This window comes from Aquirufa aurantiipilula (assembly GCF_019923745.1).
Classification (GTDB): Bacteria; Bacteroidota; Bacteroidia; order Cytophagales; family Spirosomataceae; genus Aquirufa; species Aquirufa aurantiipilula.
Genome location: NZ_JAANOG010000004.1, coordinates 158,212 through 173,714 on the forward strand (window position 1 = coordinate 158,212; position 15,503 = coordinate 173,714).

General features: G+C 38.8%; 13 protein-coding genes. 6 read left to right on the forward strand and 7 right to left on the reverse strand.

Going from position 1 to position 15,503, the window contains the following annotated elements; genetic code table 11:
• Positions 1 to 24 precede the first annotated feature (24 nt).
• Positions 25 to 630 (forward strand): hypothetical protein, encoded by a 606-nt coding sequence (locus G9H60_RS05945; RefSeq protein ID WP_223143168.1) that lies wholly within the window; start codon positions 25 to 27, stop codon positions 628 to 630.
• Positions 631 to 790: 160 nt separating this feature from the next.
• Positions 791 to 1,756 (forward strand): ribonucleoside-diphosphate reductase small subunit, encoded by a 966-nt coding sequence (locus tag G9H60_RS05950; protein WP_223143169.1) that lies wholly within the window; start codon positions 791 to 793, stop codon positions 1,754 to 1,756.
• 53 nt (positions 1,757 to 1,809) lie between these two features.
• Here G9H60_RS05950 and G9H60_RS05955 read toward each other — a convergent pair whose 3' ends face one another.
• The gene (locus G9H60_RS05955; RefSeq protein WP_223143170.1) at positions 1,810 to 2,391 is read right to left on the reverse strand and encodes a HupE/UreJ family protein; all 582 of its coding nucleotides are present in this window, start codon (positions 2,389 to 2,391) and stop codon (positions 1,810 to 1,812) included.
• A 66-nt stretch (positions 2,392 to 2,457) separates the two neighbouring features.
• On the opposite strand from G9H60_RS05955, the gene G9H60_RS05960 reads away from it, so the two are divergent.
• Entirely contained in the window at positions 2,458 to 4,068 is a 1,611-nt protein-coding gene (locus G9H60_RS05960) for a GMC family oxidoreductase (RefSeq protein ID WP_223143171.1), read from the forward strand.
• A 91-nt stretch (positions 4,069 to 4,159) separates the two neighbouring features.
• The gene (locus G9H60_RS05965) at positions 4,160 to 4,543 is read left to right on the forward strand and encodes a nuclear transport factor 2 family protein (RefSeq protein WP_223143172.1); all 384 of its coding nucleotides are present in this window, start codon (positions 4,160 to 4,162) and stop codon (positions 4,541 to 4,543) included.
• Here G9H60_RS05965 and bioA read toward each other — a convergent pair.
• From bioA to G9H60_RS05980, 3 genes are read right to left on the reverse strand one after another with little or no spacing between them, the layout of a single operon-like run.
• Positions 4,533 to 5,840 carry an adenosylmethionine--8-amino-7-oxononanoate transaminase gene (bioA, locus tag G9H60_RS05970; RefSeq protein WP_223143173.1) on the reverse strand — a complete coding sequence of 436 codons (1,308 nt, stop codon included), beginning with the start codon at positions 5,838 to 5,840 and terminating at the stop codon, positions 4,533 to 4,535. The genes G9H60_RS05965 and bioA overlap by 11 nt on opposite strands.
• Positions 5,818 to 6,429: a dethiobiotin synthase gene (bioD, locus tag G9H60_RS05975; RefSeq protein WP_223143174.1), complete on the reverse strand. Its 612-nt coding sequence runs from the start codon at positions 6,427 to 6,429 to the stop codon at positions 5,818 to 5,820. Before bioD ends, bioA begins: the two co-directional genes overlap by 23 nt.
• Positions 6,426 to 7,568, reverse strand: a complete 1,143-nt coding sequence (locus tag G9H60_RS05980) for an aminotransferase class I/II-fold pyridoxal phosphate-dependent enzyme (RefSeq protein WP_223143175.1) — start codon at positions 7,566 to 7,568, stop codon at positions 6,426 to 6,428. The genes bioD and G9H60_RS05980 overlap by 4 nt, the downstream gene beginning before the upstream one ends.
• Before the next feature lie 309 nt (positions 7,569 to 7,877).
• Between G9H60_RS05980 and rho the strand changes: the two genes are divergently transcribed.
• A complete protein-coding gene (gene rho, locus G9H60_RS05985) occupies positions 7,878 to 9,395 on the forward strand; it encodes a transcription termination factor Rho (RefSeq protein WP_262899962.1) in 1,518 nt (505 codons plus the stop codon).
• 1 nt (position 9,396) lies between these two features.
• A complete protein-coding gene (locus tag G9H60_RS05990; RefSeq protein ID WP_223143176.1) occupies positions 9,397 to 10,224 on the forward strand; it encodes a dioxygenase family protein in 828 nt (275 codons plus the stop codon).
• 3 nt (positions 10,225 to 10,227) lie between these two features.
• On the opposite strand, the gene rocD is transcribed toward G9H60_RS05990, so the two are convergent.
• The 3 genes from rocD to G9H60_RS06005 all read right to left on the reverse strand — a co-directional run bounded on the left by rocD (position 10,228) and on the right by G9H60_RS06005 (position 15,351).
• Positions 10,228 to 11,451 carry an ornithine--oxo-acid transaminase gene (gene rocD / locus G9H60_RS05995; protein WP_223143177.1) on the reverse strand — a complete coding sequence of 408 codons (1,224 nt, stop codon included), beginning with the start codon at positions 11,449 to 11,451 and terminating at the stop codon, positions 10,228 to 10,230.
• 297 nt (positions 11,452 to 11,748) lie between these two features.
• Positions 11,749 to 12,924 carry an acetyl-CoA C-acyltransferase gene (locus tag G9H60_RS06000; RefSeq protein WP_223143178.1) on the reverse strand — a complete coding sequence of 392 codons (1,176 nt, stop codon included), beginning with the start codon at positions 12,922 to 12,924 and terminating at the stop codon, positions 11,749 to 11,751.
• Between the two features lie 21 nt (positions 12,925 to 12,945).
• Positions 12,946 to 15,351: a 3-hydroxyacyl-CoA dehydrogenase/enoyl-CoA hydratase family protein gene (locus tag G9H60_RS06005; protein WP_223143179.1), complete on the reverse strand. Its 2,406-nt coding sequence runs from the start codon at positions 15,349 to 15,351 to the stop codon at positions 12,946 to 12,948.
• Between the last annotated feature and the right edge of the window lie 152 nt (positions 15,352 to 15,503).

The window sequence follows — 15,503 nt, forward strand, 5'->3', positions numbered from 1 at the left end:
TCGTTTTTACTCAAAAAAATATTCATGAAACATATATTCTTACTTTGTTTTTTAATCTGTGTCGGTGTGGTATTTGAGTCTCAGGCTCAAGATCCCGTGGTTATCAAAGAAGATGGTGCCAAAGGTGATTTGGATGTTGAACCCGATGTGAGCGAGTTAACCTTTCGTCAACGTTTACATTTCGGAGGTGGATTGTCAGGTTTGAGTTTTGGAAACCCGACCAGTATTGGTGTTTCACCCATGGTAGGCTATCAATTGGCCAATAATACCATAGCTGGTGTAGGTTTGACTTATCAGTATTATTCTGTCAATTATGGAGGAAATATTGGAAAACTAACTAGTAATCTCTTGGGAGAGCGTATTTTTATCAGACAGTATATTCCAACTTTGACAGCCTTATTAGGTCAAAGTTATTTAGTAGGTCAAGTGGAAAACTATTCCAATTTATCAGATAGCAATGCCAGTAATTATTATGGATATTCCAATCCTGTTTTAGTGGGGATAGGGATAGGTTCTAAGTTGGGAATTAACCTATCTGTTATGTATGACTTAAATTATAGCTCATCTTCGGGTAAAGTATCTCCATATGGTTCCGCATTAGTAGTTCAAGTGGGAGGTTTTTTCTTTTAATTTCCAAAACATTTTTAAGATTTAAAGGTATACTAGCTTGAAATAGGCTATGCTGAAAGAATCTGAGAATTTTCATTTTTTTAATGATGATTCTCAGTTTTTTTCTCGCATAAATGCTTAATTTCGAACTAATGTTTTACCCTAATCATCCAACCTTACAATGACTGAACCTCTTTTGGTTGAAGACCCCAACCGATTCGTACTTTTCCCAATTAAACACAACGATATTTGGAAGTTTTATAAACAAGCGGAAGCTTCTTTTTGGACTGCAGAGGAAATTGATTTACAACAAGATTTAGCGGATTGGAAGAAAATGAATGACGGAGAACGTCATTTTATTTCCCATGTATTAGCATTTTTCGCTGCTTCTGACGGAATTGTGAATGAAAATCTAGCCAACAACTTTTTGAAAGAGGTTCAATATGCGGAGGCTAAATGTTTTTATGGTTTTCAAATCATGATGGAAAACATTCACTCGGAAACCTATTCCTTGTTAATTGATACCTACATTCAAGAACCAAAAGAGAAAGATCGTTTGTTGAGAGCTATCGAAACTATCGATTGTGTTAAGAAAAAAGCGGAGTGGGCATTGAAATGGATTGAGAGCGAAAGCTTTGTGGAGCGTTTGATTTCATTTGCTGCTGTGGAAGGTATCTTCTTTTCAGGATCATTCTGTTCCATTTTCTGGTTAAAGAAACGTGGTTTAATGCCAGGTTTATCGTTCTCTAATGAGTTGATTTCTCGTGACGAAGGCTTACACTGTGATTTTGCGTGTTTATTGTACACCGATCACATAAAAAATAAAGTATCTCAAGAGCGTGTTTATGAAATTATCACGAATGCGGTAGAGATTGAAAAGGAATTTGTAACAGTAGCATTACCTGTTTCCTTGATCGGTATGAATGCAGATTTGATGTGCCAATACATTGAATTTGTAGCAGACCGTTTGTTGGTTTCACTTGGATGCAAGAAGTTTTACAATGCCACGAACCCATTTGATTTCATGGAAATGATTTCTTTACAGGGTAAGACTAATTTCTTTGAAAAACGTGTGGCTGAATACCAAAAATCAGGTGTTATGTCAGATAAGGACACCATGTCTTTCAGCTTGGACGAAGATTTTTAGTCGATATATCTTTTAATTCAAATGAAATGCCTCTCTTTTGGGAGGCATTTTTTTTACCATCTTTCCAAAATCATCGGAATAACTAAGCCTATAACGATTCCTGAAATGACGAGCACCCATGAAGACATTTTGATTTTGCTAAGTCGAATTAACAAACTTGAAATGATTAAAATACTGATAACTACTACGATTTGACCTATTTCTAAGCCTATATTAAAGGCAAATAAGGGGCCAACGATGGAGCTTTCTTTTCCTAATAGGCTTTGTAAGTAATTGGAAAAGCCTAAGCCATGTATTAATCCAAAAATACCCACCAACACGTATTTTAAAACAGAATTCTCTTGTCTTTTAAGTCCAGAATCTTTGAAACTGAAATTTCCGATGGCAGAAAGTAAGATGGTACAAGGAATCAAGAATTCAATCCAATGCATGGAAACATGAATCCAACCTAAGGTAGCTAAAGCCAGCGTCAAGGAATGGCCTAAAGTAAAAGCTGTGATAAGAAAGAAGAGGTTTTTACTGTCGGAAAATCGATAAATGCAGGTAAGAGATAGGATGAAGAGTAAGTGATCTAAAGCTTGAATATTTAATATATGCTGAAGTCCAAGAGTTAAATAGGTATTAAAATAGGTCATTATTGCGTGGTTTTTGCGTAAAATTATTGAAATTCAGGAAAATAATACCAATCGACCTATTTAAATATGTCTAGTTTTGACTACATCATTGTGGGTGCAGGAACAGCAGGTTGTGTTTTAGCCAATCGCCTATCTGCCAATCCCAATAATACGGTTTTATTAGTAGAGGCAGGGATTAATAACCGTGATCCTCGAGTGGAAATGCCTTCTGCTTATTCCTTGCTGCAAAAGAGTCATTTGGATTGGAATTTTTACACGGAACCTCAAGCCATGCTAGGGGGGAGAAAAATTTACCAACCAAGAGGAAAAACCATTGGAGGAAGTAGCGCCATCAATTGCATGGCTTATATCCGTGGCAATGCGGCTGATTTTGATGATTGGGCGGCAGGAGGATGTGCAGGTTGGTCTTACAAGGACTTATTGCCTTACTTTAAAAAATCAGAAAGAAATACATTTTTTAAGAATGAATACCATGGTCAAGATGGACCCGTAACTGTCAGTAATGCGGTACATATTAGTCCTTTTGGTAAGGCATTTGTGGAGGCTTGTCAAGAGGTGGGTATTCCTGAAAATATGGATTTTAATGGAGAAAAGCAGGTCGGGGCGGGTTATTTTCAATTCAATATCCAAGATGGTGTGCGAAGTTCAGCTGCTAAAGGCTTCATAGAACCCGCATTGAAAAGACCTAATTTAAAAATCATCAGTCAATTTCATGTAGCCTCTTTGCTAATTCAAGGAGAAACTGTAGTTGGAGTTCAGGGCTATTATCGGGGAGGAAAGAATTTGACAGAATACCGAGCCAGTAGAGATGTTATTTTGTCAGCTGGATCTTTTCAAAGTCCACAAATCATGCTTTTGTCGGGCATAGGAGATGAAGCTTACTTAAAATCTTTTGGCATAGCCTGTCGACATCATGTAGCCCAAGTGGGTCAAAACCTTTCGGATCATGTGTTTATTAATATGAATACTCGAGCCAATACACAAGGTGAATCCTATAATATGGCATTGAATTTGAAGAATTTTGCTACTTATTTGATGAGTCATCAAGGTCCATTGTCATCTAGTCCATTAGAAGCCTGCGCTTTTTTTGATTCTGTACATCAATCTCCAAGACCTGATTTGCAATTTCATTTTTCCTCTGCTTGGGCTTATGATTTGTATGATAAAAATAATCTGCCATTGTCGGATGGATTTACGGTGTTGCCCACTTTGTTGAAACCTAAAAGTAGGGGATATGTCGGCTTACGTTCGTCTAATCCATGGGATGCACCATTGATTGACCCACAGTTTTTGACTGATAAGGGAGGAGAGGATTTAGCCACTTTGGTGAGAGGAGTTAAAATGGCCAAAGATATCATGTTATCCCAGGCCTTTGCACCCTTACGTTTACAGGATCAAGTTAATTATCCAATTGGATCGGATTGGTCGGAGGAATTTATTTTGGCACATATTCAGAAGGCGTTGGAATGTGTCTATCATCCGGTGGGAACCTGTAAAATGGGAAATGATCAAGACGCGGTGGTTGATTCATCGAATATGCGCGTACGTGGTTTGAAGGGACTTCGAGTAGCGGATGCATCGGTGATGCCGGAATTAGTAGCTGGTAATACCAATGCTGCTGTCATGGCCATTGCTGAAAAAGCTGCAGATTTGATTTTAGATTTTGATTTTGAGTAAGAAAATGCTGAATATTGTTTTTATGTTTAAAACACGAATTATGAAAAACCTATTATTAACATTCGCGTGCTTTTGCACGACCTTTTACCTTATGGCACAGAAAGCTGATGTGAACTCTTTGAGAGAGGCGGAATTGAATCGATTTAAAATTATGGTAGCCCAAGATGGTGCAGGATTAGACAAAGTATTGCATAAAGACTTGGTCTATATTCATTCCTCGGGAACCCAAGATACAAAAGCTTCTTACATTGAATCCATCGTTTCTCAAAAAACCATTTATGCGATCATTGAACCAGAAGAATTCACGCAACGTGTGTATGGAAATATTGGTATCAATACGGGTATAGTTAATGTAACTAATAAAAAGGATGGAGCCTTTTTACCTGTCAACCGTTTGAAATTTACCGATATTTTTATCTTTGAAAATGGCCGTTGGCAAATGCTTTCTTGGCAATCCTTGAAGATTAATAAGTAATTCGCAGTTCTTCTGCGAATGCTTCCAAAGCTTGATAAATGAGATTTAATTCCTCATTTTTTATGCAATAAGGAGCCAAAATATATAGTGTATTTCCTAGGGGTCTTAATAAGATCCCTTTTTTTATGAAATATTGGTAGGCAATATCACGGAGCGGGTGCATGTAGCCAGTGGCTTCTCCAACCTGTAAATCCAAGGCTAGGATGGTTCCCTGTTGCCGAATATTGTGTAAAATTGGATGATTGCGCTGTGAATCAGCCCAATGTTTATGCGCGAGCATGATTCGTTCAATATTGACCCAAGTTTCTTCTTTTTCCATTAAGTCCAAACTTGCATTAGCCGCAGCACATGCCAGTGGATTGGCCGTGAATGAGTGGGAGTGAAACAAGGTCTTTTTGCGGTCGTTGGACAAAAAGCTATCAAATAATTCATTAGAGCAACAGGTTACTCCCATGGCCATCATGCCTCCTGTAAGGCCTTTTGATAGACAAACGATATCTGGTTTTTCTTGCAAATAATCCATGGCAAACCATTTTCCCGTCCTGCCAAAACCCGTCATGATTTCATCGGCTATGCATAATAAACCATGCTGATGGGCTAGTTGGATTAATGTATCTAGAGTGCTAGGCTCATACATCAGCATTCCACCGGCACCTTGAACCAAAGGTTCAAAAATAAAGGCGGCATATTCATCAGGAGCTGAGGCTAATTTGGATTTCATATCCTCAATACAGGCTTCTGGGTTATTCGGTTGGGTAATGAATTCCACTTCGAAAAGCATGTCTTGGAAGGGAGCATTGAAAGAGCTGGGAGCTCCCAAACTCATAGCACCGAAGGTATCTCCGTGGTAAGCGTCTTGTAAAGCTAGGATTTTTCTTTTTTTGGTATTTCCTTGATTGTGGAAAAATTGCAGTGCCATTTTGATACCTACTTCCACGGCCGTACTTCCATTATCGGAGAAAAATACTTTTTGGAAATGCTTCGGCAAATGTCCTAGGAGTCTTTCCGACAAAGTAATGGCTGGTTCATGGGTGAATCCAGCAAAAATTACTTGTTCTATTTTAAGAGCTTGTTCGTAAATCTTTTGGGCCATGTAGGGATGCCCATGTCCATGGATGTTTACCCACCATGAACTGATTGCATCCAAGTATTTTTCTTCATTTTCTCCATACAACCAGCATCCTTCTCCTCTAGTAATGGGAATGGAAAAGGGTTCTATTTGGTGTTGAGTGAATGGGTGCCAAATGACGGCTGCATCCCTTTGAACGTATGAATTATAAATGGACTTGTTGGGCATAATGATCTATAGCAGCTTCATTGATGGATTGCTCTTCATTGACGCGTAAAAGTAAAGGCAATTGCGTGTAATTGAGAATAAATTTTTCTCCAGATGTATTTTCTGGACCATTAAATACAATACCTAAAACAGGTATGTCTTTTTGTTTTAGCAATTCAAAACTCAATAAAGTATGGTTGATGCTTCCCAAATAATTTTTGCTGACTAAAATAACAGGAGCATTGAAGGATTTTATTAAGTCGATGTTGGTTTGTTGATCGTTGATAGGGACCATTAAACCTCCAGCTAATTCAATCACCAATGAATTTGAGCTTTCGGGTTTTTGGAATTGGTTTAATTCAATGGTAATTCCATCCAATTCTGCGGCAGTATGAGGAGACAGAGGTTGGCTTAGTCGGTAGGTAGAAGGCCAAATCGTTAATTTGGGGTGTTTTACCCATTGCTGAATCCAATAGGCATCTCCTTGGTCCAAATCTCCAGATTGAATAGGTTTCCAATAATCGGCCTTGAGGGCTTTCGTTAAGATAGCGGAAACAACAGTTTTTCCGATTTCTGTTCCAATTCCAGCTACGATGATAGTCTGACTCATATATTTGATTCTAATAATTGAATTAAATCAAGCATGTCCTGTTCTTGTGTAAGGGCACTTAAGGTAATCCGAATGCGTTCTTCACCCTTAGGAACAGTTGGATATACAATTGGTTTTAATCCGAAGCTTTTTTCTTGTGCTATTTTGGCTATCCGCCTGACTTCTTGATTGCCTGGAACGATGAACGATTGAATGGCACTTTGACTTTTTCCCCAATGAGGATGTGAACAATGTTTTTGAAAAAAGGCGATGTTTTTTTGTAGTTTCTCCCGAAGTTCATCCTGTTGTTGGATGAAGTGCATGCTTGTAATTAAAGCAGAAACATGAGCTGGGCTAGGGGCTGTGGAATATATGAAGGAGCGTGCAAAATTAATGAGGTATTCCCTTAAAGCTTGAGAACCTAAAACCACGGCACCAGCATTTCCCCAAGCCTTACCAAAAGTTATCACACGAGCGAAAACTTGATCGACAAGGCCTAGTTCCTGGACTAATCCAGCACCTTTATGCCCATATACTCCACCTGAATGGGCTTCATCAATGATTAATTCGAAATCGTAATTTTGTTTTAGTTCAACTATTTGTTGAAGCGGAGCTTGATCACCATCCATAGAATAAATGGATTCTACCACCACCCATTTGGTTTGATTTGGGTATTTAGCCAATTCAAGGGCTAATTCCTTACAGTCGTTGTGTTTAAATATGACTTTTTTACCTTTCCCTAAACGAATACCATCGATGATGCTGGCATGTAGAAGTTGATCACAAAATACCACATGATCTTCTTGGCTGATGGAAGAGAGTAAGCCTAGATTGGCTTCAAACCCAGACCCAAAGAGAAGAGCGGCTTCCGCTTGGTGCATTTGAGCACAGTCATTCTCAAATTTTTCGATGAGTGAATTATTGCCAGATATTAGTCGAGAACCGCTTGCTCCATTGATGGGAATTTGTCCATTATTTTGAGCTAAGAAATTTTCAAAATCTTTGATAATCAATTGATTTAGATCTTGATTTTTGGCGAGACCGAGGTAATCGTTTGAGCAAAAATCGATGAAATGATCCACGTGTTGAAGGCTGCGTAAAAGGCCATTTTCGCGACGGATTTCTAATTGATCCAATAAATATTGTTGGATGTTGCTCATGATATTCAGGCAATAAAAGTACAAAAATAATGAGCCCTAGCGGGTAAATACTAAAGATATCCCCCAATTTTGTCCAAAATATTGATTAAACGTGTAAAAAACTTAGAAAAGGCTTGACAAATTCAGCGATGTGACGTAGTATTGCACTGCGCTTCAATATCGTAAGCGCTCTATTCAATATTCCAGATTCCATTCCATCTATTGTTTGTTTCAAAATTTTGTAGATAATCTGCTTTTAGGCATATCACAAAATCCTTTTGAAAAGGAATCGGGACTGTTATTCATTTAAGATTCATCATTTCCCATTTTATGGAAGAGAAACCGATCAGGAGAGTAAAAAAAGTACAAGAAGATTTACCTGCTACTGAGCGCCCGAAAAGGCAAAGAATTAAAAAAACTGGAGAAGATCAAGATGCTTCAACACCTAGTTTTCAACTAGATGATGCTGCACCTGTTGTCAATACACAACCAGAACAAACTACAACACCTGTTGCCACACAAGTAGAAGAACCCATTGAATACGATGCCATCATTCCTGCGGATGAATTTTTGGTAGATACTTCATTTGTTACTGGTGAAGAAAATGGGGCTGAGGCTCGTTCGGCACAAGGAAGTCCAGAAGATTTAAAGAAATTGCCTAAAGAGGAGGCGCCTGTTACTCCACAGCCACATTTCAAACGTTCGAATTACAATCAAGTTATCAAGGAATTGGATGGTTTGATTGAAAATGAGGGAGTTTTAGAAATCATGCAAGAGGGGGGATACGGATTTATGCGTTCTTCTGACTACAATTACTTAGCTTCTCCAGATGATATTTATGTATCACCTTCACAAATCAAAATGTTTGGTTTGAAAACAGGAGATACCATTAAAGGGAGTATTCGTCCACCTAAAGAGGGAGAAAAATATTTTGCTTTATTAAAGATTGAAACAGTTAATGGTAAGACCACGGATGAAATTCGTGATCGCATCAACTTTGAATATTTGACCCCTTTATTTCCAGAAGAAAAGTTGAATTTGTCTACTTCGGCAGATAATTATTCTACACGTATTTTGGATTTATTTGCCCCAATTGGTAAAGGGCAGCGTGGTATGATTGTGGCACAACCAAAGACCGGTAAGACAGTCTTATTAAAGGATATTGCCAATGCCATTTCTCGTAACCATCCGGAAGTTTATTTGATCATTTTATTGATTGATGAGCGCCCTGAAGAGGTAACGGATATGCAACGTTCCGTACGTGCCGAGGTAATATCTTCTACTTTTGATGAGCAAGCGGAGCGTCACGTGAAAGTAGCTAGCATTGTTTTGGAAAAAGCAAAACGTATGGTAGAATGTGGCCATGATGTGGTTATTTTATTGGATTCAATCACTCGTTTAGCCAGAGCGTACAATACCGTGGTACCTTCTTCTGGTAAGATTTTATCAGGTGGTGTGGATGCCAATGCTTTACATAAACCGAAGCGTTTCTTTGGTGCGGCTCGTAATGTGGAGAATGGAGGTTCTTTAACCATCATAGCTACCGCATTAATTGAGACTGGATCAAAAATGGATGAGGTGATTTTTGAAGAATTTAAAGGAACGGGTAATATGGAATTACAGTTAGATCGTAAATTGTCTAACCGTCGTATTTATCCTTCTATTGATGTTACGGCATCGGGTACCCGTCGTGAAGACTTATTAATGGATCCAGCGGTATTACAGCGAGTTTGGATTTTGCGCAAGCATATGTCGGATATGAATTCGGTGGAGGCTATGGAATTCTTGCAACAACAAATGAAAGGTACCAGAACGAATGAGGAGTTCTTGGTATCGATGAATCGATAAGATGACTATACTGCCTAAGGAATTATTTTCTTTGGAAAAAACCAATCACATACAGCCTGTCTGGTTTGTAGGTCATGGTAGTCCAATGAATGCATTGGCTGATAATCCTTTTACGCAACATTTAAATCAATTAGGAAAGACCGTTTTGGAGCAAAATACTCCCAAAGCGGTCTTAATTATTTCTGCCCATTGGTTAACCCGAGGGACTTTTGTACAAGCTAGTGCAAAGCCTAAAATCATTTATGATTTTGGGGGATTTCCTCCAGCATTGCACACTTTTCCTTATCCTGCTGTAGGAGATTCGGAAGAGGCTAACTTGTTGGCTACTCACAGTGGAAAGATTCATGCAACAACTGAGTGGGGCTTAGATCATGGGGCATGGACTGTTTTATGTCATTTATTCCCTAATGCGGAACTTCCTTGTTTTGAGGTTTCTATAGATTATGGACAGCCTTTGGAATACCATGTCAGTTTAGCACAAGAATTACAGTTTTTGCGAGAAAGGGGTGTTTTGATATTAGGTAGTGGGAATATCGTTCATAACTTAAGAGCAAGTATGGCCAATTTGGGAAATGGACGTGAAGCTTTTGGCTATGATTGGGCACAGGAATTTGATGCTTGGTCAAGTCAAAAAATCCAAGATAAGGATTTGAAAGCCTTAATAAATTACGAAGGAGCACCGGGTGGGATGGAATCAGTTCCAACACCAGACCATTATATACCGATGTTATATTCCTTGGCTTTAGCTAGAAAAGGAGAAGATGTCCATTTTACCTATGATGAATTGGTTTATGGAGGGATTTCTATGCGTTGCTTTGAAATCAAATAAATATTACGATTTCCAGTTTGTGAAAGTCTGCTCAATAATGTGGCAGGCTTTTTTTATGTCCAATTCGCTAATACAAAGAGGAGGAGCTAGACGGATTTTATTTCCATGAGTGGGTTTTGCCAATAAGCCGGATCGCATCATGGATAAACAGATTTCCCAAGCGATTGGGCTTTCCTCATCCGTATTGATTTCAATGGCACAAAGTAGACCTTTTCCTCGTACGTCTCGAATGAGTGGACATTTTTGGGATAATTCCTGTAAAAAGCTCATCAATTGAAGGCCTCTTATTTGGGCATTTTGGACTAAATGCTCATCTTCTAGGATATCAATGGCCTCGGAAGCAATTGCACAGGCAAGGGGATTCCCTCCAAAGGTAGAACCGTGCTCTCCTGGTTTTAGCGTTAGCATAATTTCATCTCGACAAAGCACGGCCGAAACAGGCATGAATCCACCGGAAAGAGCTTTTCCGAGAAGTAATATATCGGGTTTTACATTTTCATGATCACATGCTAGCCAAGCGCCAGTTCTACCTAAACCAGTTTGAATTTCGTCAGCAATGAATAAAACATGGGCAGCTTGACAAAGGTCAAAGGCCTTTTCTAAATAGCCATCATCCGGTAAAATGACGCCTGCCTCACCTTGAATGGGTTCGACCATAAAACCTGCTACATTGGGGTTTTTTAGAGCAGATTCCAACGCAGATAAATCATTGTAAGGAATTTTGATGAATCCAGGTAAAAATGGCCCAAAGTTGGTATAGCTTTGTGGATCATTGGATGCTGAGATAGCGGCTAGGGTTCTACCCCAAAAATTCCCTTCTGCTACAATGATTTGAGCTTGATTACTAGGTATTCCTTTTACTTCATAACCCCATTTACGGGTTAGTTTGATGGCAGACTCTCCGGCTTCAACACCTGTATTCATGAATAAGACTTTGTCGTATCCAAATAAATCAGCAAGCTTTTTTTCAGCTAAGCCTAGTTGGTTATTATGAAAAGCTCTTGAACTTAAGGTTAATTGTTGTGCTTGTTTCATCATGGCATCCAATAATCTCGGATGGCAATGACCTTGGTTGACAGCACTATAAGCAGAAAGGAAATCAAGGTATTCATTTCCATCCACATCCCAAACCAAAGAACCTTGACCTTTTTCTAAAACAACAGGAAGTGGGTGGTAGTTGTGAGCGCCGTATTTTTCTTCTAAATCAATGAATTGTTGGCTGGTCATGGAGAAATGTGGTTGTTGTTAATTGGAACTGGATTTGATTGTACTTACTTGTGGTCTTTGCTTGGTATTAATTAGTTTGAATTGAATTTGGTTCTATTCGGATGGTTTGAATTTGGTTATTCTGCTCAGATTTGACAACTTTTAAAAAGTTGTCAAATCTAAGTGCCAAACTTTAATGCAAGATCTAAATGCTAAACCTTAATGTTAAATCTCAAATCTCATTTTATAAAACAAAGGTTCCATTTTAATTGCTAAAATGGAACCTAAAACTTGATATTCTTAATCAGTTAATTGAATTTATAATAATTCATAAATCCCTGCGACTCCTTGTCCACCACCAACACAGGCAGTGACCATCCCGTATTTTTGATTTCTACGTCGCATTTCATTGAATAACTGAATGGATAATTTAGCGCCAGAACATCCTAGTGGGTGACCTAAGGCAATTGCACCACCATTAACATTCACACGACTAGGATCTATTCCTAGGGTTTTGATAACAGCTAATGATTGCGCAGCAAAGGCTTCATTAAGTTCAATTTGGTCAATATTGTCTAAAACTAATCCTGCCTTTTTTAAGGCAATAGGAATTGATTCTACTGGGCCAATTCCCATCAAGCTTGGTTCTACACCTGCCGTGGCATAGCTGACCATTCGGGCTATTGGCTGTACATTTAATTCTTTGAGGAATTTTTCAGAAACGACCATAACAAATGCCGCTCCATCGGATGTCTGAGAAGCATTTCCAGCGGTTACTGTTCCACCCATCGCAAAAACCGGTTTCAATTTTGCTAATGCTTCTAATGTTGTATCTGCTCTTGGTCCTTCATCTTGACTGACAATGGAAGTACGCGTCTTTTTCTTTCCTTCTTTGGCATCGAAATAATTTTCTGTTACACTGATTGGAACAATTTCCGAAGCGAACCTGCCATCTTTGATAGCTGCTAAGGCCTTAATGTGCGATTGATACGCAAAGTTGTCTTGCTCTTCCCGCGTAACTTCATATTTTTTACTTACCGCCTCAGCCGTTAATCCCATACCAATGTAATAATCGGGATGTTCCGAAGCAAGGTCATAATTCAAAACCGTTTTATGACCTAACATAGGTAACATAGTCATGGATTCTGTTCCTCCAGCAATGACACAGTCGGCCATGCCTGAACTCACTTTTGCTGAAGCTAGCGCAATCGCCTCTAGGCCAGAACCACAATAGCGATTGATGATAAATCCTGGTACATTTTTAGGCAATGACAAAAGAGATATGTATCTCGCCATTTGCATTCCTTGTTCTGCCTCAGGTATAGCATTTCCTACAATAAGGTCATCTACCCGACTAGGGTCTAAGTTCGGAATCTGAGCTACAAGATGCTTTATAACTTCAGCAGCTAATGTATCAGGGCGAACGGTACGAAAACCTCCTCTATTGGCTTTGGCTACAGCTGTTCTGTAACCAGCAATGATATATGCGTTCATAATCAATTGATTTTGAATGGATTAATTTCTTGGTGGTTTTCCACCGTTTAATAGACTACTGATACGTTCTAATGTTTTCTTCTCTCCTGAAAGTGACAAGAATGCTTCTCTTTCTAGATCTAATAAATATTGCTCTGTCACCAATTGAGGACTATCCAAATCACCGCCGCAAATGGCATAAGCTAATTTGTTGGCAATTAATGAATCGTGTTCAGAAATATAATTTCCCATTTTCATGCTGAATATTCCTGCTTTGAAAAGTGCTAAGCCTTGTTTTCCTTCTACCCAAACATCCGAACGTTGTTGTTTTTGAACATATCCTGCATCTGCTAAAGCTAAAGCTTCTTTTTTGGCTTCGGCAATGAGTTGACTACGGTTCAAAACGATACGATCAAAAGGACGTATGTAATTCATTTCTTTTGCCTCATAAGCGGAAGTACTAACCTTTGCTGTTGCGATATTCATAAAGGCCTGTTGCAGTCGATTTAATTCAACATCTCCAGCTTGACGAGCATCTCCCATGCGCATGGCCATTTCTTTGGTTCCACCACCTGCAGGAATTAAACCTACACCAACTTCCACTAAGCCCATGTAAGTTTCTGCATGTGCCACTAATTTATCTGCATGTAAGCTGATTTCACAACCACCTCCTAATGCTAAAGTATGAGGAGCCACCACCACTGGAATGGATGAATAACGTACGCGCATCATGGTGTTTTGGAATACCGCAATCATGTTGTTGACCTCATCAAATTCTTGATTAGCTGCAAACATGAATAACATACCCAAATTAGCCCCAGCAGAAAAAGCTTCAACACCTTCGTTCCCAATCACCAATCCACGGTAGTTTTTCTCAGCTAGATCGATGGCCTTTTGAATTCCCTCCAAAACACCTTGACCCATGGTATTCATTTTCGAATGAAATTCTAGGCATATGATTTCATCACCTAAATCAACAATGGTAGCATCGTCGTTTTGATATACAATCTTATCGGGCTTTAAGCTGCTTAGGAAAATTTGGTTTTCTATTCCCTCAATAGCTCGGTAATTTTTTGAGCTAAGGTCATAGTATAAACGTTTTCCTCCTTCATTTTTATAGAAAGTGGTGAACCCATTTTTTACCATTTCTAAGACCCAATCCGCTGCCTCCATGCCATTTTCGTGCATCATGTCTAGGCCTTTTTGTACCCCAAGTGCATCCCAAGTTTCAAAAATGCCCATCTCCCAACCAAATCCTGCACAAATGGCTTGATCTATTTTTACCAAATCATCTGCAATTTCTGGGATTCGATTGGATGCATAACGGAAGCCATCTAAAATGGTTCTTCTGTAAAATTCACCAGCCAAATCTTTGCCAGAAAGAAGTATTTCAAAACGCTTAGGTAAAGCGTCAATGGCTTTGGAGCGATCTAATGTTTCGAAGGATACTTTTTGAGCAGCTCTATATTCAAATGTTTGCAAATCAAGGCTCAAAATTTCTGTTTTACCTTGAGCATTTTTTATTTTTTTATAAAAACCTTGTCCCGTCTTATCTCCCAACCATTTGTTCTCCATCAATTTCTGGAGCATCTTGGGTAAGATAAAAATATCTTTGCTTTCATCATTCGCTACGGCTTTGTATAAATTATTTGCTACATGAACCGTTGTGTCCAAACCTACTACGTCCGATAAACGGAATGTTCCTGATTTTGGACGCCCTACCACTTTAGAAGTAAGTTTATCAACCTGCTCCACGCTAAGACCTAATTCTTCCACCACTTTCATTGTTTGCATCATGGAATAAACTCCAATCCGGTTGGCAATAAATGCTGGGGTGTCTTTACATAGTACAGTAGTTTTTCCTAGATTAGTTTGACCAAATCCCAATAAGAATTGAATGACATCGGGGGAGGTGTGTGGAGTAGGAATAATTTCTAATAATCGTAAATAGCGTGGCGGATTAAAAAAGTGTGTGCCACAGAAATGTTTTTGAAAGTCCTCACTTCTTCCTTCTGCCATCAAATGAATCGGGATTCCTGAAGTGTTGGAGCTGATCAAAGTTCCTTTAGTACGGATAGCATCCACTTTTTCGAACAAGGATTTTTTAATGTCCAAATTCTCCACAATAACTTCCATGATCCAATCTGCCGAAACGATATCTTGTAAGTTATCATCAAAGTTTCCAAGTTTGATTCGTTTAGCGAAATCATTCACGTACAAGGAAGCTGGCTTCGATTTTAACGTTTGTTGAAATGCTAAATTGACAATCCGATTTTTTACGAGTGGATGTGTCAAACTCAGGCCTTTGGCTGTTTCTTCAGCAGTTAGTTCTTTTGGCGCAATGTCCAGAAGCAATACATCTACACCAATATTGGCAAAATGACATGCAATTCGGGAACCCATGATGCCAGAACCTAAAATGGCAACTTTTTTGATCGAACGATTCATTTGAATTATGTTTTTATTAAAAACGAAAGCGCGTAAAGTTAATTAAATTTCGAAATGTTATGCAAGCATACTAATTTTTTTTGATAAAAAAATCCACCCTTCCGCTAAACCTCGACAGCGTTTTAAACGCTGTCGAGGTTAACGAAAAAATA

Excerpts from the sequence above, each read along its gene's own strand:
- G9H60_RS05945 (WP_223143168.1), top strand. The coding sequence starts at position 25 with ATGAAACATATATTCTTACTTTGTTTTTTAATCTGTGTCGGTGTGGTA.
- G9H60_RS05950 (WP_223143169.1), top strand. The coding sequence starts at position 791 with ATGACTGAACCTCTTTTGGTTGAAGACCCCAACCGATTCGTACTTTTC.
- G9H60_RS05955 (WP_223143170.1), bottom strand. The coding sequence starts at position 2,391 with ATGACCTATTTTAATACCTATTTAACTCTTGGACTTCAGCATATATTA.
- G9H60_RS05960 (WP_223143171.1), top strand. The coding sequence starts at position 2,458 with ATGTCTAGTTTTGACTACATCATTGTGGGTGCAGGAACAGCAGGTTGT.
- G9H60_RS05965 (WP_223143172.1), top strand. The coding sequence starts at position 4,160 with ATGGCACAGAAAGCTGATGTGAACTCTTTGAGAGAGGCGGAATTGAAT.
- bioA (WP_223143173.1), bottom strand. The coding sequence starts at position 5,840 with ATGCCCAACAAGTCCATTTATAATTCATACGTTCAAAGGGATGCAGCC.
- bioD (WP_223143174.1), bottom strand. The coding sequence starts at position 6,429 with ATGAGTCAGACTATCATCGTAGCTGGAATTGGAACAGAAATCGGAAAA.
- G9H60_RS05980 (WP_223143175.1), bottom strand. The coding sequence starts at position 7,568 with ATGAGCAACATCCAACAATATTTATTGGATCAATTAGAAATCCGTCGC.
- rho (WP_262899962.1), top strand. The coding sequence starts at position 7,878 with ATGGAAGAGAAACCGATCAGGAGAGTAAAAAAAGTACAAGAAGATTTA.
- G9H60_RS05990 (WP_223143176.1), top strand. The coding sequence starts at position 9,397 with ATGACTATACTGCCTAAGGAATTATTTTCTTTGGAAAAAACCAATCAC.
- rocD (WP_223143177.1), bottom strand. The coding sequence starts at position 11,451 with ATGACCAGCCAACAATTCATTGATTTAGAAGAAAAATACGGCGCTCAC.
- G9H60_RS06000 (WP_223143178.1), bottom strand. The coding sequence starts at position 12,924 with ATGAACGCATATATCATTGCTGGTTACAGAACAGCTGTAGCCAAAGCC.
- G9H60_RS06005 (WP_223143179.1), bottom strand. The coding sequence starts at position 15,351 with ATGAATCGTTCGATCAAAAAAGTTGCCATTTTAGGTTCTGGCATCATG.